The 22,736-nt window shown below is 43.5% G+C and carries 20 protein-coding genes; 5 read left to right on the forward strand and 15 right to left on the reverse strand.

Going from position 1 to position 22,736, the window contains the following annotated elements; translation table 11 throughout:
* Positions 1-4: 4 nt before the first annotated feature.
* From rlmH to leuS, 5 genes are all read right to left on the reverse strand, one after another.
* Positions 5-475 carry a 23S rRNA (pseudouridine(1915)-N(3))-methyltransferase RlmH gene (gene rlmH / locus HKI82_RS14560; RefSeq protein ID WP_102940307.1) on the reverse strand — a complete coding sequence of 157 codons (471 nt, stop codon included), beginning with the start codon at positions 473-475 and terminating at the stop codon, positions 5-7.
* Positions 476-477: 2 nt separating this feature from the next.
* Positions 478-795, reverse strand: coding sequence for a ribosome silencing factor (gene rsfS, locus HKI82_RS14565; protein WP_171138397.1), 318 nt, complete (start codon positions 793-795; stop codon positions 478-480).
* 66 nt (positions 796-861) lie between these two features.
* On the reverse strand, positions 862-1,887 hold the full coding sequence (holA, locus tag HKI82_RS14570) for a DNA polymerase III subunit delta (RefSeq protein ID WP_171138398.1): 1,026 nt from the start codon (positions 1,885-1,887) through the stop codon (positions 862-864).
* 8 nt (positions 1,888-1,895) lie between these two features.
* Entirely contained in the window at positions 1,896-2,528 is a 633-nt protein-coding gene (locus HKI82_RS14575) for an LPS-assembly lipoprotein LptE (protein ID WP_171138399.1), read from the reverse strand.
* Between the two features lie 106 nt (positions 2,529-2,634).
* Entirely contained in the window at positions 2,635-5,211 is a 2,577-nt protein-coding gene (gene leuS / locus HKI82_RS14580) for a leucine--tRNA ligase (protein WP_171138400.1), read from the reverse strand.
* A 122-nt stretch (positions 5,212-5,333) separates the two neighbouring features.
* Here leuS and HKI82_RS14585 point away from each other — a divergent pair, with 122 nt between their 5' ends.
* Positions 5,334-5,804: a zinc ribbon-containing protein gene (locus tag HKI82_RS14585; RefSeq protein ID WP_102940228.1), complete on the forward strand. Its 471-nt coding sequence runs from the start codon at positions 5,334-5,336 to the stop codon at positions 5,802-5,804.
* Positions 5,805-5,864: 60 nt separating this feature from the next.
* Here the strand turns inward: HKI82_RS14585 and lnt are convergent, their stop codons facing one another.
* The 5 genes from lnt to miaB form a co-directional block, all read right to left on the reverse strand.
* Positions 5,865-7,385 (reverse strand): apolipoprotein N-acyltransferase, encoded by a 1,521-nt coding sequence (gene lnt, locus HKI82_RS14590; RefSeq protein ID WP_171138401.1) that lies wholly within the window; start codon positions 7,383-7,385, stop codon positions 5,865-5,867.
* A gap of 44 nt (positions 7,386-7,429) precedes the next feature.
* A complete protein-coding gene (gene corC, locus HKI82_RS14595; protein ID WP_042486459.1) occupies positions 7,430-8,329 on the reverse strand; it encodes a CNNM family magnesium/cobalt transport protein CorC in 900 nt (299 codons plus the stop codon).
* Positions 8,330-8,402: 73 nt separating this feature from the next.
* Complete coding sequence (gene ybeY / locus HKI82_RS14600; protein WP_171138402.1) at positions 8,403-8,867, reverse strand: rRNA maturation RNase YbeY; 465 nt, start codon at positions 8,865-8,867, stop codon at positions 8,403-8,405.
* Positions 8,864-9,970: a PhoH family protein gene (locus HKI82_RS14605; RefSeq protein WP_102940224.1), complete on the reverse strand. Its 1,107-nt coding sequence runs from the start codon at positions 9,968-9,970 to the stop codon at positions 8,864-8,866. Before HKI82_RS14605 ends, ybeY begins: the two co-directional genes overlap by 4 nt.
* Before the next feature lie 67 nt (positions 9,971-10,037).
* Positions 10,038-11,462, reverse strand: coding sequence for a tRNA (N6-isopentenyl adenosine(37)-C2)-methylthiotransferase MiaB (gene miaB, locus HKI82_RS14610; protein WP_102940223.1), 1,425 nt, complete (start codon positions 11,460-11,462; stop codon positions 10,038-10,040).
* A 302-nt stretch (positions 11,463-11,764) separates the two neighbouring features.
* Here miaB and HKI82_RS14615 point away from each other — a divergent pair, with 302 nt between their 5' ends.
* Positions 11,765-12,916 (forward strand): 2-octaprenyl-3-methyl-6-methoxy-1,4-benzoquinol hydroxylase, encoded by a 1,152-nt coding sequence (locus tag HKI82_RS14615; RefSeq protein ID WP_102940222.1) that lies wholly within the window; start codon positions 11,765-11,767, stop codon positions 12,914-12,916.
* A gap of 105 nt (positions 12,917-13,021) precedes the next feature.
* Here HKI82_RS14615 and crr read toward each other — a convergent pair whose 3' ends face one another.
* From crr to cysZ, 5 genes are all read right to left on the reverse strand, one after another.
* Complete coding sequence (crr, locus tag HKI82_RS14620) at positions 13,022-13,531, reverse strand: PTS glucose transporter subunit IIA (protein ID WP_042486447.1); 510 nt, start codon at positions 13,529-13,531, stop codon at positions 13,022-13,024.
* A 105-nt stretch (positions 13,532-13,636) separates the two neighbouring features.
* Positions 13,637-15,361, reverse strand: a complete 1,725-nt coding sequence (ptsI, locus tag HKI82_RS14625; RefSeq protein WP_171138403.1) for a phosphoenolpyruvate-protein phosphotransferase PtsI — start codon at positions 15,359-15,361, stop codon at positions 13,637-13,639.
* Positions 15,362-15,501: 140 nt separating this feature from the next.
* The gene (locus tag HKI82_RS14630) at positions 15,502-15,759 is read right to left on the reverse strand and encodes an HPr family phosphocarrier protein (protein WP_102940220.1); all 258 of its coding nucleotides are present in this window, start codon (positions 15,757-15,759) and stop codon (positions 15,502-15,504) included.
* 296 nt (positions 15,760-16,055) lie between these two features.
* Positions 16,056-17,024: a cysteine synthase A gene (gene cysK, locus HKI82_RS14635; protein WP_102940219.1), complete on the reverse strand. Its 969-nt coding sequence runs from the start codon at positions 17,022-17,024 to the stop codon at positions 16,056-16,058.
* Between the two features lie 170 nt (positions 17,025-17,194).
* Positions 17,195-17,938: a sulfate transporter CysZ gene (cysZ, locus tag HKI82_RS14640; protein ID WP_102940218.1), complete on the reverse strand. Its 744-nt coding sequence runs from the start codon at positions 17,936-17,938 to the stop codon at positions 17,195-17,197.
* A gap of 238 nt (positions 17,939-18,176) precedes the next feature.
* On the opposite strand from cysZ, the gene zipA reads away from it, so the two are divergent.
* From zipA to HKI82_RS14655, 3 genes are all read left to right on the forward strand, one after another.
* Entirely contained in the window at positions 18,177-19,034 is an 858-nt protein-coding gene (gene zipA, locus HKI82_RS14645) for a cell division protein ZipA (protein WP_171138404.1), read from the forward strand.
* 64 nt (positions 19,035-19,098) lie between these two features.
* Positions 19,099-21,108 (forward strand): NAD-dependent DNA ligase LigA, encoded by a 2,010-nt coding sequence (gene ligA, locus HKI82_RS14650; protein ID WP_171138405.1) that lies wholly within the window; start codon positions 19,099-19,101, stop codon positions 21,106-21,108.
* Positions 21,109-21,595: 487 nt separating this feature from the next.
* Positions 21,596-22,684 (forward strand): porin, encoded by a 1,089-nt coding sequence (locus HKI82_RS14655; RefSeq protein ID WP_102940215.1) that lies wholly within the window; start codon positions 21,596-21,598, stop codon positions 22,682-22,684.
* The last annotated feature ends 52 nt before the right edge of the window (positions 22,685-22,736 follow it).

Below are 22,736 nucleotides of genomic sequence, written 5' to 3' on the forward strand. Positions count from 1 at the left end.
ATGCCTATTCTCGGTGATATGGATGGTTGGCAGTGATACTCCACGCCCGATATAAGCTCTCGGCCATGACGACGCGAACTAACGGATGTGGCAAAGTCAGTGGTGATAAAGACCAGCTTTGGTCAGCCGCTGCTTTACATGCTGGTGATAGCCCTTCTGGACCGCCAATCAAAATGGATACGTCTCGTGCGTCTAGCTTCCAACTTTCAAGTTGACCCGCTAGCTCTTCCGTATCCCAGCGCTTACCTGGAATGTCGAGCGTAACAATTCTGTTGCCTTTTGGCACGGCAGCCAACATAGCTTCGCCTTCTTTTTGCAGTATTCTTGCAATATCAGCGTTTTTACCGCGTTTGCCAGCTGGGATTTCAACTAACTCAAGTGGCATGTCGTGAGGGAAGCGGCGGCGATATTCTTGAAAGCCTTCTTCAACCCATTTAGGCATTTTAGTGCCAACGGCAATAAGCTGAATTTTCACCTTTAGCTCCAAAGTTTTTCTAGTTGGTACATTTCACGCTGTTCTTCCTGCATGACGTGTATCATGGTTGTCCCCATATCGACAACAACCCATTCACCTTCGTTTTCACCGTCCATACCGAGCGGGTCGAAACCGATTTTTTTCGCTTCACTTGCGACGTGGTCTGCAATCGATGAAACGTGACGTTTTGAAGTGCCAGTGCAAATGATCATGTAATCCGTCACACTTGATTTGCCTTGTACGTCTAAGGTGATGATGTCAACGGCTTTCATGTCGTCAACTTTATCTGCAAGAAAGGTATTTAATTCTTCGCGTTGCAAGGGGTATTCCTCTGAAATGGTCTATTGGTACTATTTTTACTATTTAGGTGCGCAGTATAACACTGTTTAAACTGGCAAAGGGATGTTTGCCTGAGGAACGGCGAACTCTACGCTTATTTGATGAAGAAGTGGCCAGCATGGCTGCTCGTATTGAGTTTTAGCCAAGACTTCAATTTGAGCAAGTAACCTAATTAGGTGTTGCAACTTGCTGAGCGACAGTCTTTGAAGAGCCGCTGAATACAAGGGGCGCTTATTCTGCCAGACGCGGTGTTTGTCAAAAACAGCTCCTATGCCCATCGCGTTGAGTTGCTGTTTCATTTGCAGTAACAGAAACAGTTCCTTCTGCAAGGTTCGCATCAAAATGATTGGTTCAATCGCTTCCGCTTCAAGTTGACGCAGAATTCTTTGTGCACGGTTGGCTTTACCTTCAAGCAACGCATCCATCCAATGAAATGGCGTGAAATGGTTATGTCGATCAAGTGACTCCTGAAGGCGAACAAGGGTTAACTGGCCATCAGGATAATTGAGTGCCAGTTTTTGTAAGCTTTGCATCAATGCAAATAAATTGCCCTCATGCCATTGCGCCAGCATCTGAACCGCTTCGGCATCAGGGGTTAAACCCAATGTACGGCAACGAGCCATAACAAACTGCGGCAAGCGAGATAGTTCTGGTGTTAAGCAGTTAACCAGACAGCCGTTTGCCATCAGTGCCTTAAACCAAGCTGTATTCTCTTGAGCTTTGGTCAGCTTGTTGCCGATGACAATCAACACAATATCTGGATTAAGGTAGTCTGCCACAGTCGCTAGAGATTTAGATAGGGCGGCATTAAGCCCTGATTCCGCAATCTCCAGTACGATAATTTGTCGGCTACTGAATAAGCTCAAGGACTGGCAGCAGTCATAAACTTGCATCCAATCCAAATTGTTATCGACCGTAAAGTGATGCTTTTCTTCAAAGCCTTCACTGTGAGCTTTGGCTTCTATTGCTTTGACCGATTCTTGAGTCAGCAGCGGCTCGCCACCAAAGATAAGATAAACGGGCAATAACGATCTTTGTAACGAATCGGCAAGTTTATCGGCGTAAACTCTCATTGCTTCAATTACTCAGCGGTTGTTTGAGCCGATGGCTCTTGGTGAGTTTCGATAGTGTCAATGAGATACGATTCGTTTGTCGTAGGTACTTTAGCTGACTCTTCAGCTTCTGAAATTTCATCCATAGTACCAGCCTGAATCGACGCTTTTAGTCGACCCATTTGGCGAACGATTTGTGTCGCGGCCAGTTTACGCATTTCGCCTTCGATCATGTCGCGCTCAACTGATTTAGCCAGAGCCGTAAGAGGGTTGTCTAAGTAGCTACGTGTCACACTGGTTGAAAATGTTTTAGTACCGATATCAGGTACCGTCACTCGGTATGATGCTCTAAAGGTCAGCTCTTTTTCCGCTGCACGTGTGGTTTGATACAAAGAAAGCGTTCGTTCACTTATCCCTTCGCTAATCAAGTGAACATTTGGCACATCGTCAGCCGGCTGTACGATCTCGATTTCGTTCATGCGTAATTGACGAGTGACTATGCGAGTAAAACTACTGTATTGGTCGTAACTAGTAATCGAAAGTTTGCTTAGTTCATCTGGCACATCGTAATCACCGCGCAAGTGAAAGCCGCACGCACTCAGTAAGGTCGCAGAGAGGAAAACCAGTGACAATTTAAAGAAAGATGAACATGTAAAACGCATGGGATTATTATTCTCGTTAGATTACTTATGTTAGAACACAAAAGTTTATGTTCTAACATAAGTAAACAGGGCACAAAGCCCTGTTTACAGACAACATAAGTACGAATTAGTTCGCTACGATATTCAGCAGCTTACCAGGAACATAGATAACTTTACGTACGGTTAAACCTTCAGTAAATTTCACTACGTTTTCGTCATTTAGACCAAGCTCTTCAACTTGTTCTTTCGTTGCATCAGCAGCGACGGTGAGTTTGCCGCGCAATTTGCCGTTTACTTGAACAACGATCAGTTTTTCATCTTCCACTAATGCTGCTTCATCAAATGTTGGCCATGATGCGCTATCAATCTCTGATTCGCCAAGCGCATTCCACATTTCAAAACAGATGTGTGGCGCGATTGGGTAAAGCATCAGCGTAATCGCTTTTACAGCTTCATCCAGAATGGCACGATCTTGATCTGACTCTTGTGGCGCTTTAGTCAGCTTGTTCATCAGTTCCATAATAGCTGCAATTGCCGTGTTGAACGTTTGGCGACGAGCGATATCGTCCGTTACTTTGGCAATTGTTTTGTGAACATCACGACGAAGTGCTTTTTGGTCAGCAGTTAATGCACTTGCATCAACAGCTACAGCAGCACCTTTCGATGAATGCTCACGAGCCAGTTTCCAAACACGTTTAAGGAAGCGGTTTGCACCTTCAACGCCAGATTCTTGCCATTCTAGAGTCATATCAGCAGGTGATGCGAACATCATAAATAGACGTACTGTATCTGCGCCGTATTTATCAACCATTTCTTGAGGGTCGATACCGTTGTTCTTTGATTTAGACATTTTGATCATGCCTGAGTGCTCAACGCTGCGACCTTGGTTATCTACTGCAGAAGTAATGTTACCTTTACCGTCACGTTCAACTTTCACTTCAGTTGGTGAGATCCACTCTTTTGTGCCTTTTTCGTTTGTCAGGAAGAAAGCATCAGCCAGTACCATGCCTTGGCAAAGTAGCTGCTTGAATGGCTCGTCAGAGGTTACATAACCGGCATCACGTAGCAATTTGTGGAAGAAACGAGAGTACAACAGGTGCATACACGCGTGTTCAATACCACCAATGTATTGGTCTACTGGTAGCCAGTAGTTCGCTTTTTCTGGATCTAGGATGTCATCTGCTTGTGGAGAACAGTAACGAGCGTAGTACCAAGAAGACTCCATGAATGTATCGAATGTATCGGTTTCACGTAGTGCTGGCTCGCCATTGAAAGTGGTTTTTGCCCACTCTTTGTCTGCTTTAATTGGGCTGGTTACGCCATCCATAGTTACGTCTTCAGGCAGAATCACTGGTAGCTGATCTGCTGGTACTGGATGAACTTGACCATCTTCAGTCGTTACCATTGGAATTGGCGCACCCCAGTAACGTTGACGTGAGACACCCCAGTCACGTAGACGGAAGTTTACGGTTTTAACGCCTTTAGCTTCAGCTTCAAGTTTCGCAGCAATAGCGTTAAATGCTTCTTGGAACTCAAGGCCGTCAAATTCACCTGAATCGAACAATACCCCTTTTTCTGTGTATGCCGTTTCAGAAATGTCTAGCTCGCTACCATCAACAGGTTTGATTACAGGAACAATGTCTAGACCGTATTTAGTTGCAAATTCGTAGTCACGTTGGTCGTGTGCTGGTACTGCCATTACAGCGCCTGTGCCGTAATCCATCAGTACGAAGTTTGCTACGTAAATCGGTACTTCACGACCGTTCAATGGATGAATCGCAGTAAGGCCAGTCGCCATACCTTTTTTCTCCATTGTCGCAAGTTCTGCTTCTGCAACTTTGGTGTTTTTACACTCATCAATGAAAGTCGCTAGCGCTGGGTTGCTTGCTGCTGCTTTCGTTGCTAAAGGATGACCTGCAGCGATAGCTACATAAGTTACGCCCATCAGTGTGTCTGGACGAGTGGTGTACACTTCGAGATCTTTAGCTTCATCTTTTACTTCAAACTTAAGCTCAACACCTTCAGAGCGACCGATCCAGTTGCGCTGCATGGTTTTAACCATTTCTGGCCAACCTTCAAGCTTGTCTAGATCGTCTAGTAGCTCTTGTGCGTATGCAGTGATTTTAATGAACCACTGTGGAATTTCTTTTTGTTCAACTGGAGTATCACAACGCCAGCAACAACCATCTTCTACCTGTTCGTTAGCCAAAACAGTTTGGTCATTTGGACACCAGTTTACTGAAGATGTTTTTTTGTAAACCAAGCCTTTTTCGTAAAGCTTAGTGAAAAACTCTTGTTCCCAACGGTAGTACTCAGGACGACAAGTTGCGAATTCGCGATTCCAGTCATAGCCAAAACCCAGCAGTTTAAGCTGGTTTTTCATGTACTCGATGTTTTCGTATGTCCAAGGTGCTGGTGCTGTTTTGTTTTTTACTGCAGCATTTTCTGCTGGTAGACCGAACGCATCCCAACCGATTGGTTGCATAACGTTCTTGCCTTGTAAACGTTGGAAGCGAGAAACAACATCACCGATAGTGTAGTTACGAACATGACCCATGTGCAGTCGACCACTAGGGTATGGAAACATAGACAGACAGTAGAATTTTTCTTTGTTTGGGTCTTCACTTACAACGAAAGTCTTGTTGTTATCCCAGTGCTGTTGAACTTTTTGTTCAATATCTTGCGGGTTGTATTGCTCTTGCATCGATGATATCCGGTTCTCTTGGAATTTGTGAGTTCAGTTTGAACAGACTCTTATAGATCGACATAGAATACATAAAGGAGCACAGCACAACAATAGCCAATCCGATTTGAAAGAGAGGTCTTATGCCAAAACAAAAATCTGGTTATGAAGCATTACTGAAAGATGTCGTTGAAACTCTCAAGCATAGCCGTGAGGAAGTCAGCCATATTGTCGAAACTTCTGGCAAAATTGTCAGTGCGGCTAATGATCTAACTAAAGATGAATTATCCCTTATTTCTGAATATGTTAAGTCAGATTTGAAAGAATTCGCTGAAAGTTATGAGGAGAGTAAAAGTGGCCCATTTTACCTGATGATTACCGACTCCATCTGGCAAGGGTTGCTTGATATCACCGACAGAACCAAAGTGGAATGGGTGGAGCTGTTTCAAGATCTAGAACACCAAGGTTTGTATCATGCAGGAGAGATGATAGGGCTTGGTGTGCTGGTATGCGAAAGCTGCGGTCACAAGGTGCAATATAACCACCCTTCAGAGATAGTTCCGTGCATTCGTTGCGGGAATAAAGTGTTTGGACGCTTACCGCTGAAACCTTAGCGAACCTTGTATTTTGAGGTAATTAAACAAAAGAGCCTTAAGGGCTCTTTTGACGTTTAATTAATGACGGTTCTTTCGTTGGAGAATCAAGCCTAAGGCTAATCCGAACAACGCCCACAAGTAAAGCGGCCAGCTACCAAATTTATGGTAAGGTGTTTGTCCGCGAGTCGGTGTCACGTCCGCTTTAAGCACACCTGTTTCAAACTGAGGGATCTGCTTGATGATGTTGCCTCGGTAGTCGGTCACTGCGGTTACACCATTGTTGGTGGAACGAACAACGGGTTTGCCCATTTCTAACGCTCTCATTCGAGCGATTTCCATATGTTGCAATGGACCAATGGATTTACCAAACCAAGCATCGTTAGACAGAGTCAGGATGAAGTCGGTATCTTCATTGATGTTTTCTCGCACTTGCTCGTTGAAAATAATTTCATAGCATAACGCGGAAGCGAACTTGTGGCCGTTAACGTCGATGTTTGGTTGAATGTAACTGCCTCGGCTAAACGAAGACATAGGTAAGTTAAAGAAAGGCGCAATCGGCCTTAAAATCTCTTCAAATGGCACAAACTCACCAAACGGAAGAAGGTGGTGTTTGTTATAGCGTCTCGCTGCCTCATACTGATATGCAGAGTCATTGGTTCCACCGAGAGCTAACACGCTGTTAAAGAAGGCTTTGTTTTCATCTTGATTCAGAATGCCAAGGATAATGCCGCTGTTATTAGCTCGAGCAAGTTCATCAAGACTTTTCAAATAAGAAGGCAGTTCGTATTCAAAAGCGGGTACGGCGGCTTCTGGCCAGATGATAATGTCAGCGTCCCAATTTTCACGGCTAAGATCTGTGTATTTCATTATGGTCGGCCAGCGATGAGAAGGTACCCATTTCAGTGCTTGTTCAATATTGCCTTGAATTAAGGCAACCTTAGTTGAACGATCGGCTTGTGGTGTGACCCAATGCGCAGAGCGCAAACCGTATCCAGTGGCAAAAATAACGGCAGGAATTATCAACAAAGACCAAGACTTATTGATAAACGAATACGCCAAACAGCCAGAGCACACCAAAACAAGTAGTGTCAGAAGTTCTACGCCACCAAGGGGTGCGAAGTTAGCGAGTGGGCTGTCTATTTGACTATAGCCTAACCAGAGCCATGGGAAGCCCGTCATAACCCAGCCACGTAACCAGTCAAAGATGAGCCAAAGAATTGGTGCGGCAAGCAGTACTCGAGTTCGGCTATTGGCTTGGAAGTAACGATTCAGAACCCATCCGAACAAAGCCGAATAGATTGCCAGATAAGCGACTAATAGCACCATCAAGAAGATGCTGGCGATTTTAGGCATGCCACCAAAGGTATCAATACTGACATGAACCCAGCTAATGCCAGTGGCAAATTGTCCAATTCCCCACAAGTAGCCTATCCACGCGCCTTGTCTCGCTGACTGTTTATGTAGAAGAAGTAACAGCAGAGCCGGACTGATAAAGGCCAGCGGCCAAATTTGATATGGAGCGAATGATAGGGTAGTGAGAGCGCCAACAAAAGCGGCCGCAAGCGGCCGCATCAGGCGATGAGTAAAGTTATTATTCATCTGCTACTTTTAATAGACTCTTAGTTGGTAAGAGACAAAAAGAATTATTCTTCAGTAATTTCAGGCATCGATTCCAAATCTGGAATGGTGACCTGAAGCTGGATAACCCGACGGCTATCAGCTGCGGTAACTTTAAAGCTGTAATTGCCAATTTCAACCACTTCGCCGCGAGTCGGTAAATGACCAAATGCCGTCATCACCATACCGCCGACCGTATCTACTTCGTCATCACTGAATTGTGTTTTGAACGTATCGTTGAAATCATCAATCGTCGTCAGCGCTTTGACTGCGTAAGTGTGTTTGCTTAGCTTACGAATTTCCAGCTGTTCTTCGTCATCTGTCTCGTCTTCGATTTCACCGACAATCTCTTCAAGAATGTCTTCGATGGTGACAAGGCCAGAAACGCCGCCGAATTCATCAACAACAATCGCCATGTGGTAGCGTTCCTCACGGAACTCTTTTAGTAGACGGTCTACCCGTTTACTTTCAGGCACGACGACGGCTGGGCGTATCACCTCTTCGATATCGAAGGGAGTACTATTGGAACCTAAATACTTGAGTAAGTCCTTCGCTAGCAGAATACCTTCAACATGGTCTTTATCTTCACTGATCACCGGGTAACGAGAGTGCTGTGCATCGGTGATGAGTGCAATCAACGTATCGAGATCGTCGGTACGTGAAATTGTGACCATTTGAGAGCGAGGGATCATAATATCTCTAACTCGCATCTCTGAAATTTCCATAACACCTTCGAGCATGTCGCGGGTGTCGTGGTCAATTAAGTCATTGACTTCAGAGTCTCGAATCACATCAACCAATTCTTGGCGATCTTTCGGCTCTCCCTGAAACATTTGACCCAGGCGTTCAAAGAAGGACTTTCTACTCGGACCTTCAGACTTTTCTTTTTTGCCTTCGTTAGAAGGGGGCGAATTGTCTTCGTTCATTATTTCTCAAATTATTAACGCTACCAAAGTGTGGTAGCTCACAAATAAATATAAGGCCAATGTGACCTTATATTTACACTTTTTCTGCTAAATAGGGATCTTCAAAACCCAATTTTTGCATCAATTCTGTTTCGAGGGACTCCATCTCTTCGGCTTCGTTATCCTCGATATGGTCATAACCTAACAGATGCAGGCTTCCATGTACAACCATATGCGCCCAATGTGCTAGCAGTGGTTTGTTCTGCTCACTGGCTTCTTGTTCAACAACTTGTCGACATATGACCAAATCACCCAGCAGATCCAGCTCCATCCCCGGAGGTGCTTCGAAGGGGAAGGAGAGAACATTGGTCGGTTTATCTTTACCACGATAATCCATATTGAGCTGGTGGCTCTCTTCGCTATCGACGATGCGAATGGTCACTTCCGCTTGCTCTTGAAAGGGAGTGATTGCCGCTTCTAACCAAGTGGCAAAGTTCGCTTCACTAGGTAAGCCGTTTTCATCTTCAACGGCTAATTGTAAATCGAGTTCAATGCTCATTGCTGGTCAGACTCTTTTATCGATGAACTAAGTTCTTCTTTCTGCATTTCCAGCAGTTTAGACTCACGCTCTTCTCTGCGACGTTTTTCGTACTCTTTACGCTCTTTCTGATCTTGTGCTTCCCATTTCTCATAAGCGTTAACAATACGAGCAACAACTGGGTGGCGAACCACATCGTCAGCAATAAAGAAGTTAAAGCTAATTTCTTCTACTTCACTTAACACTTCTACTGCATGACGAAGGCCGGATTTAGCTCCGCGAGGTAAGTCGATCTGGGTAACGTCACCCGTGATCACTGCGCGAGAGTTGAAACCGATACGAGTCAGGAACATTTTCATCTGTTCAACGGTGGTGTTCTGACTTTCATCAAGGATGATAAACGCATCATTCAGAGTACGACCACGCATGTATGCAAGTGGTGCTACTTCAATAACGTTACGTTCGATGAGCTTTTCTACGCGCTCAAAGCCAAGCATTTCAAACAGCGCATCGTAAAGAGGGCGCAAATAAGGATCGACTTTCTGGCTTAGATCGCCCGGTAAGAAGCCCAACTTTTCACCAGCTTCAACCGCTGGACGAGTAAGCAGGATACGACGAATCTCTTGACGCTCTAACGCATCAACGGCCGCTGCTACCGCTAGGTAAGTTTTACCAGTACCCGCTGGACCAATACCAAATGTGATGTCATGAGTGACCATGTTCATCAAGTATTGTGCTTGGTTCGGAGTGCGAGGTTTAATCACGCCTTTCTTGGTTTTCACAAACACTTCTTTGCCGTGAGTAAACTCTTCAGCGACGTCTGTGTTTTGCTCTAACACGCCCGATTCTTTAATCGCGAGGTGAATTTGTTCCGGTTCAATATCTGGAATTTCACCACGAACAGGCGCGGTATCAACATAAAGAGATTTGATGATATCAAGTGCTGCTGCCGTCGTATGAGGTTTACCTACAATGGTAAAAAACTGGCTGCGGTGATTAATTTCAACGCCTAAACGACGTTCTAAGTGCTTGATGTTGTCATCGAAAGGACCGCATAAACTGGCAAGTCGGCGGTTATCTGAAGGTTCGAGATTGATCTCTAGGGTAACAATTTTATTGCTCAAATTAGCCTCTCAGTATGGTCATATCAAGGTGTCCGAATTCGACCGGACACCTTATGACTGTTAAAGCTTATGGAGTAAACGTCGCTACTCCTAGCTCATCTTCACGTTTTGTTTTTGCCATCATTTCTGATGGAGAAGTGACAACGCGAAGGTTCATTTCTTTTTCTGTACGAATCAGTTCACCACGAAGTGAGTTCGGGAATACATCAACGATTTTCACGTCAACGAATTGACCGATTAAATCTGGTGAGCCTTCAAAGTTTACAACACGGTTGTTTTCTGTACGACCACGAAGTTCCATTAGATTCTTCTTAGAAGTACCTTCAACCAGAATACGCTGCTCTGTACCCATCATTAAACGAGAATAGCGCATTGCTTGCGAATTGATCTGCTGTTGTAACTCATATAAGCGATCTTTTTTCTCTTGCTCAGTCAGATCACATGGGTAATCCGCTGCAGGCGTACCCGGGCGAGGAGAGAAAATGAAGCTAAAGCTCATATCAAAATCCACTTCGCGAATCAGTTTCATTGTGTCTTGGAAATCTTTATCTGTTTCGCCTGGGAAAGCAACAATGAAGTCAGAACTGATCTGAATATCAGGGCGTGCTTTGCGTAGTTTACGGATAATAGATTTATACTCGATTGCGGTGTGCGGACGCTTCATCATTGTCAGAATGCGGTCACTACCGCTTTGAACTGGCAGATGAAGGAAGCTTACTAGCTCTGGAGTATCTTCATAAACAGCAATGATGTCGTCAGTAAACTCAAGCGGGTGGCTTGTTGTGAAGCGAATACGGTCAATACCATCAATGGTAGCCACTAGACGCAGAAGTTCAGCGAAAGAACAGATAGTACCGTCATGCATTGGGCCACGGTATGCGTTTACGTTCTGACCTAGCAGGTTGACTTCACGTACGCCTTGCTCTGCAAGCTGTGCGATTTCAAATAGAACGTCGTCCATAGGACGGCTAACTTCTTCACCACGAGTGTATGGCACGACGCAGTAAGTACAGTATTTTGAACAGCCTTCCATTATTGATACGAAAGCAGTTGGTCCTTCAGCGCGAGGCTCAGGAAGACGGTCGAATTTTTCGATCTCTGGGAAGGAAATATCCATGACCGGTGCTTTGTCAGTGCGAGACTGTTTAATCATCTCTGGCAAACGGTGTAGCGTTTGTGGGCCAAAAATAACGTCTACGAAAGGAGCACGTTCACGAATGTGGTCACCTTCTTGAGTAGCCACACAGCCACCCACGCCGATCACAACGCCTTCTTTTTTGTCTTTCAGCGTTTTCCAACGACCAAGCTGGTGGAAAACTTTCTCTTGTGCTTTTTCACGAATCGAACAGGTATTAAGTAAAAGTACGTCTGCTTCTTCTGGATCTTCAGTCAGCTCATAGCCGTTGGCAGCGTTAAGCAGGTCGGCCATTTTAGATGAATCGTATTCGTTCATCTGGCAACCCCAGGTTTTAATTAGCAGTTTCTTACTCATTTTCACTTTCGCTCGTGTTAATTCTTAAATAAATCTTGAACGTTTTAGAGAGTGTGAACCCTATGTGTATTCAAAGGTAAACAAGTCTCAGCTCAAATTATAGCCGCCATCTCGGCGGTAAGCCGCGTATTGTACTGCTTTAAAAAGTCACTGACTAGTGATTGGGTGAAATCTCTTAAATCCATTGCTACATCAGGCTTTTTACCCTGTTAACTCTAAGGTTTTGTGACAAAAACGTTCGCAAAAAAAGTGCCGTTCCGTACAATAAGCCACGTTAACGAATTGAGATAATAGTTGGAAAGATGAACGATTTTGACATTGTTGTGATTGGTGGTGGCATGGTGGGTGCCGCAGCTGCGATTGGCTTTGCGAAGCAGGGCCGGAAAGTCGCGGTTGTAGAAGGCGCAAAGCCGCATGCGTTTGAGCCTTCTCAAGCGATGGACGTTCGTATTTCAGCTATATCGCAGACTTCCGTTGATTTACTGGATTCACTGGGAGCGTGGGAAAGTATTGAGGCCATGCGCGTTTGCCCTTATCGCCGTTTGGAAACTTGGGAACATCCTGAATGCCGAACACGCTTCTCAGCTCAATCACTAGGCTTAGAACAGCTAGGCTATATGGTTGAAAACCGAGTTATTCAGCTGGGCTTATGGAGTAGTATGGAAATGTATTCGAACATAACCCTGTTTTGTCCGGATAAGTTATCCAATATTCAGTTTGGCGATAGACAATCCATAGAGCTGGATTCGGGAGCTCAATTGGTTTGTGATTGGGTGATTGGTGCAGATGGTGCTAACTCGCAAGTCCGTGCTAGCGCCAATATTGGTGTAACGGCCTGGGATTATCGCCAACACTGCATGTTGATTAATGTTGAAACTGAAAAGCCACAACAAGATATTACTTGGCAACAGTTTTTCCCATCAGGTCCTCGCTCATTTTTACCATTGAATGGCAATCAGGCTTCTTTAGTCTGGTATGACTCCCCAAGTCGCATAAAACAGTTAGGCATGATGACAAATGAGCAACTGAGACTGGAAATTCTTAACCACTTCCCTCAAGAGTTAGGGGATATTAAGGTTCTTCAGAAAGGCTCTTTCCCGTTGACGCGTCGTCATGCTCAGGCTTACGTAAAGAATCATTGTGTCTTAGTGGGAGATTCAGCACATACCATCAACCCGCTAGCGGGGCAGGGTGTTAACTTGGGCTTCAAGGATGTCGCCACATTACTCGATTGCACTAATACTTTAGAAGAGCTAACGACAGGTGCGTTTCGCAGTTACGAACGCAAAAGAAGACCTGACAATTTATTGATGCAGACGGGAATGGATTTCTTTTATAAGACGTTTAGTAATGACATTGCACCGCTCAAGTTTGCTCGCAATGCTGCATTAAAACTGGCGGAACAGGCAGGCCCTGCGAAAGAACAAGTATTACGTTACGCGTTGGGTTTGTAGATGGATCTCAATTCACTGTAGTTGGCATTTCAATACCAAAATCAGGACACAAAAAACGCTGCCTAGGCAGCGTTTTTAGATTCAACGAACTAATTCTCTTTCGAGTTATTTAGTTACGCGAAGAACGGCAGTTTCACCAACAGAAACAGTACCAGAAAGCTTGTTCAGCTCTTTGATTTCGTCCATGTTAGAGATTACAACTGGAGTTAGAGTAGATTTTGCTTTCTCTTCTAGTAGAGCTAGATCGAATTCAATGATAGTGTCGCCCACTTTCACTGATTGACCTTCTTCAGCAATACGTTTGAAGCCTTCGCCTTTAAGTTCTACTGTATCGATACCGAAGTGAACGAATAGTTCAACACCATCATCAGACTCGATAGAGAATGCGTGGTTAGTTTCGAAAATCTTACCAATAGTACCATTTACTGGAGCAACCATTTTGTTGCCAGATGGCTTGATAGCGATACCGTCACCAACGATTTTCTCAGCAAACACGACATCTGGCACATCTTCGATGTTTACGATTTCACCAGAAAGTGGTGCGATGATTTCAATTGCACCAGCGTCAGCGCTGTCATCAGAGACTAGCTTTTTCAGTTTGTCAAACAGACCCATTGTGTCATGCTCCTAACGTTTTAAAATATTCTGTCGAAGTATAGTATACCAATCAAAAACAATAGACGACTACTTTTAGTCGTCTAAATCATTGGTATTCACTGATTATTGTGTTTTTTCAGCGATGAATTTTTCAACACATGCTTCGATTTCAGCAGCAGTTGGTAGAGAAAGTGCTTCCTCAGCCATTGCTTTAACTTCTGCGAAGTTAGAGTTACGAACAACTTTCTTCACTTTAGGGATAGAGATGCCGCTCATTGAGAACTCATCTAAGCCCATACCTAGTAGAAGAAGTGTTGCACGCTCGTCACCTGCTAACTCACCACACATACCAGTCCATTTACCTTCTGCATGTGATGCATCGATAACTTGTTTGATAACTGTAAGTACTGCTGGAGATAGAGGGTTGTATAGGTGAGAAATCATCTCGTTACCACGGTCTACCGCTAGCGTGTACTGAGTTAAATCGTTAGTACCGATAGAGAAGAATGACACTTCTTTCGCTAAGTGGTGCGCAATTGCAGCAGCTGCTGGTGTTTCAACCATTACACCGATTTCGATGTTTTCGTCGAATGCTAGACCTTCTTCACGAAGCTCTGCTTTGTATTCTTCAATCGCTTCTTTAAGAGCACGGATTTCTTCAACAGAGATAATCATCGGGAACATGATACGAAGTTTACCGTGTGCAGATGCACGTAGGATACCGCGTAGCTGGTCGCGTAGGATTTCACGACGATCCAAGCTGATACGTACTGCACGCCAGCCTAGGAACGGGTTCATCTCTTTTGGTAGGTCCATATATGGTAGGTCTTTATCACCACCGATATCCATAGTACGGATAATAACCGCTTGATCTTCCATTGCTTCTGCAACTTCTTTGTAAGCTTGGTACTGCTCTTCTTCAGTAGGAAGTGATGTACGATCCATAAATAGGAATTCTGTACGGTACAGACCAACACCTTCACCACCGTTGCGAAGGATACCGTCACAGTCTTTCACTGTACCGATGTTGCCGCATACTTCTACACGGTGGCCGTCTAGAGTCTCAGCATGAAGATCTTTAAGTTTCGCCAGCTCTTCTTTTTCAGCTACGAAAGCTTGTTGTACTTTTTCTGCTTCAGCTAGTTCAGCTGCAGTTGGATTAACAAAAATCTTGTTGTTAATCGCGTCAAGAACCAGCATGTCACCGTTCTTAACTTTTTTAGTAATATCGTTGGTACCTACAATCGCTGGAAGTTCTAGAGAACGAGCCATGATTGAAGTATGAGAAGTACGACCGCCGATATCACATGCGAAACCAAGCACGTAATCAAGATTGATTTGCGCAGTTTCAGATGGTGTTAGGTCGTTCGCAACTAGGATAACTCGCTCGTTAATGTTAGCGAGTGACACAACGTTAATGCCTAGTGCGTTCTTAACAAAACGAGAACCGATATCACGAATATCTGTTGCACGCTCTTTTAGGTATTCGTCGTCTAGAGATTCAAGCGCAGCAGCTTGCTCTTCGATAACAGTGTAAATAGCGTTATCTGCTGACAGTTTATCGTTTTTGATGAGTGCTAAAATTTCTTCTTCTAGCTCTTCATCTTCAAGCAACATGATGTGGCCTTCAAAGATGGCTTCTTTTTCTTCACCAAACGTTTCAAGCGCTTTTTGCTTGATTACTTCTAACTGTGCAGAAGATTTGTTGCGAGCGTCGTAAAAACGAGCAACTTCAGCTTCTACTTGATCGTCAGAAATGGTGTTTGTATTTAGGACAATTTCATCTTCTTGAAGTAGTAGTGCTTTACCGATAGCAATACCTGGAGATGCTAGGATACCTGAAATCATAGCTTTACCTTAAATTGGTCAACTGTAAACGGGAGATAAATGGACGCAGGCGCTAAAGATATTTTTAGCTTATTCTTTGAATAATATCCAACAAAGCCACTTTGGTTGTCCAAAATGGCTTTGAATTGGAATAGACCTGATTAGTGAAGTTGGTCCATTAGTGCTACTAGGTGGTCAACAGCTTGTTGAGCTTGAGGACCTTCTGCAGAGATAGTTACTACAGTACCTTTAACTAGACCTAGTGTTTGAAGCTTGAATAGGCTCTTAGCACTAGCACTTTTGCCGTTAGAAGTAACAGTGATATCCGCATCGAAAGCTTTAGCTTCTTTAACGAATTGTGCTGCTGGACGAGTGTGAAGACCGTTTTCTGCAGTAATTTCTACTTTCTTCTCGTACATGTGATATACCCCAATAATTTATTTTTTGTAAGTTTATTAACCAGTTTTAGCTTAACCTTAGAACCGCGTTTCTGCTAGCAGAGTAACGTGCTTTTCGTGTTAGAACTGATACTGATCTAAAATTCGTCAATCGTATTGCCTGTGAGTTGGCGATTACCATTGAACTGGAATTTTTATTGCTTCTTTATTTTGAAGCTAAAAATAAAACAGGGTGATATTACCAAAGGTAGAAATAGGATCAACAAAAAAGCCCCATCAAGGGGCTTTTTTAAAGGAAAAATTGATTTAACCACATATTACTGTTGGTTTTCTTTTTCCGTGAAAATACCTGCAAATAGGGCCGTGCTTAGGTAACGTTCACCTGAACTTGGTAGTACAGTTACAATTGTTTTTCCTTCAAATTCAGGAAGTTCTGCCAAACGGTTAGCTGCAACAACTGCTGCACCTGAAGAGATACCAGCAAGGATACCTTCCTCTTCCATTAGGCGACGAGCCATATCAATTGCTTCGTCAGAAGTTACTGTTTCAACGCGGTCAATCAGGTCCAAATCTAGGTTACCTGGGATAAAACCAGCGCCGATACCTTGAATTTTGTGTGGAGCTGGTTGAATTTCGTCACCTGCAAGCGCTTGAGTGATGACTGGAGATTCTGCTGGCTCTACAGCAACAGAGATAATTGCTTTACCTTTTTCGCCTTTAATATAACGGCTTGTACCTGTTAGCGTACCACCAGTACCTACACCAGCAACGAACACATCAACTTGGCCGTCAGTGGCTTCCCAAATTTCAGGACCAGTGGTCTTTTCGTGGATTTGAGGGTTTGCTGGGTTGTTGAACTGTTGAAGAAGCAGATACTTTTCTGGGTTGCTTGCAACAATTTCTTCCGCTTTAGCGATAGCGCCTTTCATACCTTTTGCTGCTTCAGTCAGCTCAAGGTTAGCACCAAGTGCTTTAAGTAATTTACGACGCTCTAAGCTCATCGATTCAGGCATAGTCAGTGTCAATTTGTAACCGCGAGCAGCAGCAACAAACGCAAGAGCAATACCAGTGTTACCACTTGTTGGTTCTACTAATTCAACGCCAGGCTTAAGTGTTCCTTGCTTTTCTGCTTCCCAAATCATGTTGGCACCAATACGGCATTTAACGCTAAAGCTTGGGTTGCGAGATTCAATTTTCGCTAATACTTTTCCTTTGCTGACTTTATTTAGTCGAACTAGAGGTGTGTTACCAATAGTTAGAGAGTTGTCTTCGTAGATTTTGCTCATTGTTATATTCCTTCATTACGCATGTTTGGGTATCGGTATAACGATACGTTAGCGGATACAAAAAGAGCATATGTGCTCACTTAAAAAGGTAAAAGGATTAAATCGTTATATCTTATAGATAGAAGAGATCTTTCAGCAGTTTACCTAACTTAAGTTATGACATTGCCTTATTAACTTTTGTAATCTCGTTTAAACTCGTTCACCCACATCGCGGTGGCGCCGCAAACAGCGACAGGCATCACGATTAGATTAATAATAGGTATTGTTGTCAGAAAGGCGACCAGAATACCAAAGCCATAAGCTTTGCTTTGTTTTTGTTTCAAACTGTTTCTCATGTCCTGAAACGAAATTTTATGGTTATCAAACGGGTAGTCGCAGTATTGAATAGCAAGCATCCATGCAGTGAAGATAAACCATGCAAAAGGACCTATGGTTTGCCCAACAGCAGGAATCAACAGCAGGATGAATAGCCCAAGCGCTTTAGGTAATACATAAAGCAGCTTTCGCCATTCGCGAGCCATAATTCGCGGAACGTCTTTGACGAAATCTAATACTCCATCATCATTCACTTTGTCTCCAATCATTTTCTGTTCTACTTTTTCAGCCAGTAACCCGTTGAACGGTGCGGCAATAAAGTTAGCTAATGTGCTGAAGAAGTATGAAAACGTTGCAAGAATAGTAAGTACTAGCAGTGGCCAAAGAATATAACTTAGCCAAGATAGGAAGCTAGGAATGTGTCCCATCCAACTGTTAATCCATTCATCTAAGTGGATGAAAAGATAATATAAGGCTCCGCCTACTAATAATATGTTGGCCAGCAGTGGTAGAATCACGAAACGTCGAATGCCGGGTGATACCGCCAGTTCGAATCCGTAGAAAAAATAACCCAAGCCTGAGCGCTGTTTCAAATGCATAGCTTATTCCATGTCTTATTAAAGTGTCATAAGGATGAGTATTCTATTGTAACCAAGCAAAATCAGAATGAAAGAATGCTAAAAATCTCATTGTTATCTCAACTTATAACATTAAGTTGTTCTAAATCGGGGTAGAGTTTTGGTAGAGTATCTGGATATAAGAAATTTTGCCTCTGGTTGACGTTCTTAGAAAGCGTGAAATTCAGGACATCAAAAATCGAGAAACCGAGAGTTTAAGATGCAGGAATTGCGATTCGTACTCATTATTGTTGGCGCGCTAGCGATAGCCGCTTTGCTATTTCATGGTCTGTGGACCAGTAAGAAAGAAGGTAAATCCAAGTTCGGCGACAAGCCGCTTGGTAAATTAGAGGTTGATCAAGAAGATACAGTATCGTCGCGTGCATTTGCTCCGGAAGATGATTACGAGATTATTCGTAAGGATCGTAAAGAGCCAGATTTTGGTTTGTCCGATGCTGCTCCTGAAGCTGATCCTTTGATTTCTGATTACGAACCAACCGTTGATGCTACAACTGTTATTAATACTGTTGAAGAAGAGATAGAACTTGAAGTGCCTTCAATGGTTGTTGAGAAAGACAAGGCTGAGGCAGTGGCTGATTCAGTCACTGAAGAACAGCCTTCAGTAACGGATAACAAAGAACCGAAATCGGATGAAATGGAAGTCATCGTTCTAAATGTCCATTGTGCAGGTAACGAACCGTTTGTGGGTACTAAGCTGTTCGATAGCATGCAACAAAACGGTCTACTTTACGGTGAAATGGATATCTTCCATCGCCATGCTGATATGTCTGGAACGGGCAAAGTGCTCTTCAGCGTTGCAAATATGATGCAACCTGGAACACTAAAACACGATGATCCCGCAGAGTTTACGACTAAAGGCATATCATTCTTTATGACCTTGCCTTGTTTCGGAGACCCAGCACAGAACTTCAAGTTGATGTTGAAAACAGCACAGCAAATAGCAGATGATCTGAGCGGTAATGTACTGGACGATGCTCGTAACATGATGACTCCAGATCGATTAGATGCTTACAGAAAACAAATTCAAGACTTCAAGCTCAAAGCTGCTCAGCAGTAAGTGAACAGTTATTATTAAAAGGCTCCAAGTCGGAGCCTTTTTTCATGATTCGAGAGAATAAGAAATGCAAAACGTAGAGCAAAGGCTAAAAGAACTAAGAGAAACGCTACATATTCACGCGATTCGCTATTACGTTGAAGATGATCCGACGATTCCTGATGCTGAATATGACCGTTTAATGCGTGAGTTACTCGATTTAGAGGAAGCTCACCCAGAGTTAGTTACTGCGGATTCACCAAGTCAGCGAGTCGGTGGAATGCCACTCAGTGGGTTTGAGCCTGTGACCCATGAAATCCCGATGTTGTCTTTAGACAATGCATTTGATGACGATGAATTAAACGCATTTAATCGCCGTATGGGCGATCGTGTTGCTGCTGCTAAGCAAGCCGAATTTTGCTGTGAGCCTAAGCTTGATGGCCTTGCTGTTAGCCTGCTTTATGAAAATGGCTTTTTAGTCAGAGCGGCTACTCGAGGTGATGGCGCTACAGGCGAAAACATCACTGAAAACGTGCGTACGATAAAGTCTATTCCGTTAAAACTACAAGGCGATTCATGGCCTCAACGCATAGAAGTGCGTGGCGAAGTGTTTATGCCAAAAGCGGGTTTTGAACGCATGAATGAGCTTGCGGTGAAAAAAGGTGAAAAGGTATTTGTTAACCCTCGAAATGCAGCAGCAGGGAGCCTGCGTCAGCTTGATTCACGTATTACGGCAAAACGTCCTTTAGCTTTTTATGCATACAGCGTGGGTGTGATTGAAGGCGGAGAGCTTTCATCGAGTCATTACGATCGCTTTATTCAATTGAAAAGCTGGGGGCTACCAATGTGCCCGGAAACCAGAAGAGTTAAGTCTCTTGATGACGTAAAAGCCTATTATCAAGATATTCTGCAGCGTCGAGCTGAGCTACCTTATGAAATTGACGGTGTTGTGATCAAGTTGGATGATATTGCGCTTCAGGAACAGCTTGGTTTTGTTGCTCGTGCACCACGCTGGGCAATTGCGTATAAGTTCCCTGCTCAAGAAGAAATGACAACCTTGAACGATGTCGAGTTTCAGGTCGGTCGAACAGGCGCGATTACACCAGTAGCTAAGTTAGATCCAGTATTTGTCGGTGGGGTGACAGTCAGTAATGCAACCCTACACAATGCCGATGAAATTGAGCGTCTAGGCGTGAAAGTTGGTGATACCGTTATTATTCGCCGCGCTGGGGATGTGATTCCACAAATTGTATCTGTTGTGCAAGAGTTACGTCCTGAAAGCGCTCGAGAGATTATTTTCCCTGTCACTTGTCCAGTATGCCAATCAGCGGTTGAACGTGTGGAAGGTGAAGCCGTTGCGCGTTGTACTGGCGGATTAGTCTGTCAAGCGCAGCGCAAAGAAGCGCTCAAGCACTTTGTATCCCGCAAAGCTTTGGATGTTGATGGGTTAGGTGACAAAGTCATCGAACAACTTGTAGATAAAGAAATGGTGGTGACTCCTGCTGATTTATTTAAATTACGAGCTGGTGAGTTAACCATTTTGGAACGAATGGGGCCGAAGTCGGCGCAAAACATCGTCAATGCGCTTGAAAAATCTAAGCAAACTACGCTACCACGCTTCCTATATTCGTTGGGTATCAGGGAAGTGGGTGAAGCAACAGCGTTGAACTTGGCTCAATACTTCTCAAATCTGGAGGCGATTAGCCAAGCTTCTGTTGAACAGTTAATCGAAGTACCTGATGTTGGTAACGTGGTCGCGAATCATATTCACAGCTTCTTCGCCCAAGATAACAACAATAAAGTGATTCATGAATTGATTGAGCTTGGTGTTGAATGGCGTGATATAGTGCCTCAAAGTGAAGATGCTCCTCAACCATTGGCTGGAAAAGTGGTTGTTCTGACAGGCTCTTTGTCACAACTTTCTCGCAATGACGCCAAGGCCGCTCTTCAGGCTTTAGGTGCGAAAGTGACAGGAAGTGTTTCCAAGAATACGGATATACTTTTTGCAGGCGAAGCGGCTGGCTCGAAATTAGCAAAAGCGCAGGAGCTTGGTATTGAGATTCGTAGTGAACAAGATTTGTTAGATTTAATGAAGTAACAATAGTTATCTATCAAAAAGCCTCTGTAATTTATTACTGAGGCTTTATTTTTATGCGTAAAATAACTTTAAACATATCCTTTACAACTGCTTCTCCATCGCCAGTCTTTCAAATGTAACAGTTTGCATCTTTATGAAACCTTCTTGAAAAATATGCGATGCAATTCAACTAATATAAAATTGAATTTATTTAACTATTTGTTTTTTAATTAAATTTGTATTTGTTTCATATTGTGTATTTGAGATTGAGATCTCGGTCACTTACTCGATTAAAGTTTGCTCAAGTTCATATTTTTTTAGTCGAAAATTAAGTTCTCATTGATGTTTTACTCCATAAAGTTAGTCTAGTTACATGAATGTACTCGTGCATTCAGAGTTTTTAGAGCGAAGTTAATCGCATTAAAGCTCGAAATATAAGTCCTCTCTTCGGCGGCCAACTTAAGAGAGACGAAACAAACAGCTATGTCTATTTTTTAGGAGTTTTTCCATGGAAAAAGTATTTAAACGCACGCTTATCGGTGCGGCAGTCGCTATCGCTTCTGTTTCAGGTTCAGCTAATGCAGCAGTACAACTTGCTGGTGATGCCGTTCAGTTTTACGGTCAAGCTGCTGGTTTTATGATCATGGGCGACGACAGTGATACTCAAAGTGCTGGTGCAGTAATTGAGTCTCGTGTTGGTTTTCGTGGTGTTGTAGAGTTTGAAGATTTCTCTCCAAACTTTATTTGGCAGATTGAAGGCGGCAATGCTGATAACGGAGCCAAGTCAGGTCAGCTAGGTGCGCGTGATACATATCTAGGTCTAGATTTTGATGGTTTTGGCCAATTCAAGTTTGGACGTCAATTGGTAGCTGCATACAACTATGTAGACTGGCCACACTCAAACCCAGGTCTGGGTAATGTATTTGACTGGAATAATGACCTTGGTGTTTCATATCAAGACCGTGCTGATAACACATTCCGCTTCGATTCTGCAAACTGGGGTGGTTTTGGCTTGCAAGCAACCTTGAGTGGTATGGAGCAAGATACAGACCGAATGGTTAGCAGCATTGCAGCTTCATTCTCTAAAGACCTATTTAGCTTGCATGCAGGTTACTACCATCGTGGTGAATACCAATCTAAGGAAGATGAGCAATCTAAATATATTATCGACCAAGACACGGGTAACTTAATAGCTAACCCTGACTATATCGCTGGTGGTGCTACAGTTACTAACTACGCACATAACTATGCTATTTTGGGTGGTAGTTTATTCCTAGGTGATGTGACGCTTACTGCAGCATATAAAGCAATGGAAACAGATTCAGCATCAGGTACTGTTAGTCAAAATGCGTTATCTGCTACTGCTCAGTATGTTTTAGATGGTAAGTGGGTATTTAAAGCAGGTTACTCTGCGACAGATGATGCTGATGGTATAGATAACTCTGGTGATACTGCAGTGACTGCTCGTCTAGGTTACATTCTTCCAAGTGCTTATATGTACATTGATTCTCGTAACTATAAGATGAATACAAAAAAGAATGCGTATGATGGCGACTGGGCAAATTATGTCCTAGTTGGCATGGAGTACTACTTCTAATAGGTAAGAAGTAATTAATTAAACACACGAGCATCTGACTAGGATGCTCGTT

The sequence above is a fragment of the Vibrio plantisponsor genome, assembly GCF_013041605.1.
Lineage (GTDB): Bacteria > Pseudomonadota > Gammaproteobacteria > Enterobacterales > Vibrionaceae > Vibrio > Vibrio plantisponsor.

Bases quoted from the DNA above. Each gene is read 5' to 3' on its own strand.
- HKI82_RS14630 (WP_102940220.1), bottom strand. From the start codon at position 15,759: ATGTACGAGAAGAAAGTAGAAATTACTGCAGAAAACGGTCTTCACACT.
- HKI82_RS14575 (WP_171138399.1), bottom strand. From the start codon at position 2,528: ATGCGTTTTACATGTTCATCTTTCTTTAAATTGTCACTGGTTTTCCTC.
- HKI82_RS14615 (WP_102940222.1), top strand. From the start codon at position 11,765: ATGAACGATTTTGACATTGTTGTGATTGGTGGTGGCATGGTGGGTGCC.
- corC (WP_042486459.1), bottom strand. From the start codon at position 8,329: ATGAACGAAGACAATTCGCCCCCTTCTAACGAAGGCAAAAAAGAAAAG.
- lnt (WP_171138401.1), bottom strand. From the start codon at position 7,385: ATGAATAATAACTTTACTCATCGCCTGATGCGGCCGCTTGCGGCCGCT.
- holA (WP_171138398.1), bottom strand. From the start codon at position 1,887: ATGAGAGTTTACGCCGATAAACTTGCCGATTCGTTACAAAGATCGTTA.
- miaB (WP_102940223.1), bottom strand. From the start codon at position 11,462: ATGAGTAAGAAACTGCTAATTAAAACCTGGGGTTGCCAGATGAACGAA.
- leuS (WP_171138400.1), bottom strand. From the start codon at position 5,211: ATGCAAGAGCAATACAACCCGCAAGATATTGAACAAAAAGTTCAACAG.
- ybeY (WP_171138402.1), bottom strand. From the start codon at position 8,867: ATGAGCATTGAACTCGATTTACAATTAGCCGTTGAAGATGAAAACGGC.
- ptsI (WP_171138403.1), bottom strand. From the start codon at position 15,361: ATGATTTCAGGTATCCTAGCATCTCCAGGTATTGCTATCGGTAAAGCA.
- zipA (WP_171138404.1), top strand. From the start codon at position 18,177: ATGCAGGAATTGCGATTCGTACTCATTATTGTTGGCGCGCTAGCGATA.
- cysZ (WP_102940218.1), bottom strand. From the start codon at position 17,938: ATGCATTTGAAACAGCGCTCAGGCTTGGGTTATTTTTTCTACGGATTC.
- HKI82_RS14655 (WP_102940215.1), top strand. From the start codon at position 21,596: ATGGAAAAAGTATTTAAACGCACGCTTATCGGTGCGGCAGTCGCTATC.
- crr (WP_042486447.1), bottom strand. From the start codon at position 13,531: ATGGGTCTGTTTGACAAACTGAAAAAGCTAGTCTCTGATGACAGCGCT.
- HKI82_RS14585 (WP_102940228.1), top strand. From the start codon at position 5,334: ATGCCAAAACAAAAATCTGGTTATGAAGCATTACTGAAAGATGTCGTT.
- ligA (WP_171138405.1), top strand. From the start codon at position 19,099: ATGCAAAACGTAGAGCAAAGGCTAAAAGAACTAAGAGAAACGCTACAT.
- cysK (WP_102940219.1), bottom strand. From the start codon at position 17,024: ATGAGCAAAATCTACGAAGACAACTCTCTAACTATTGGTAACACACCT.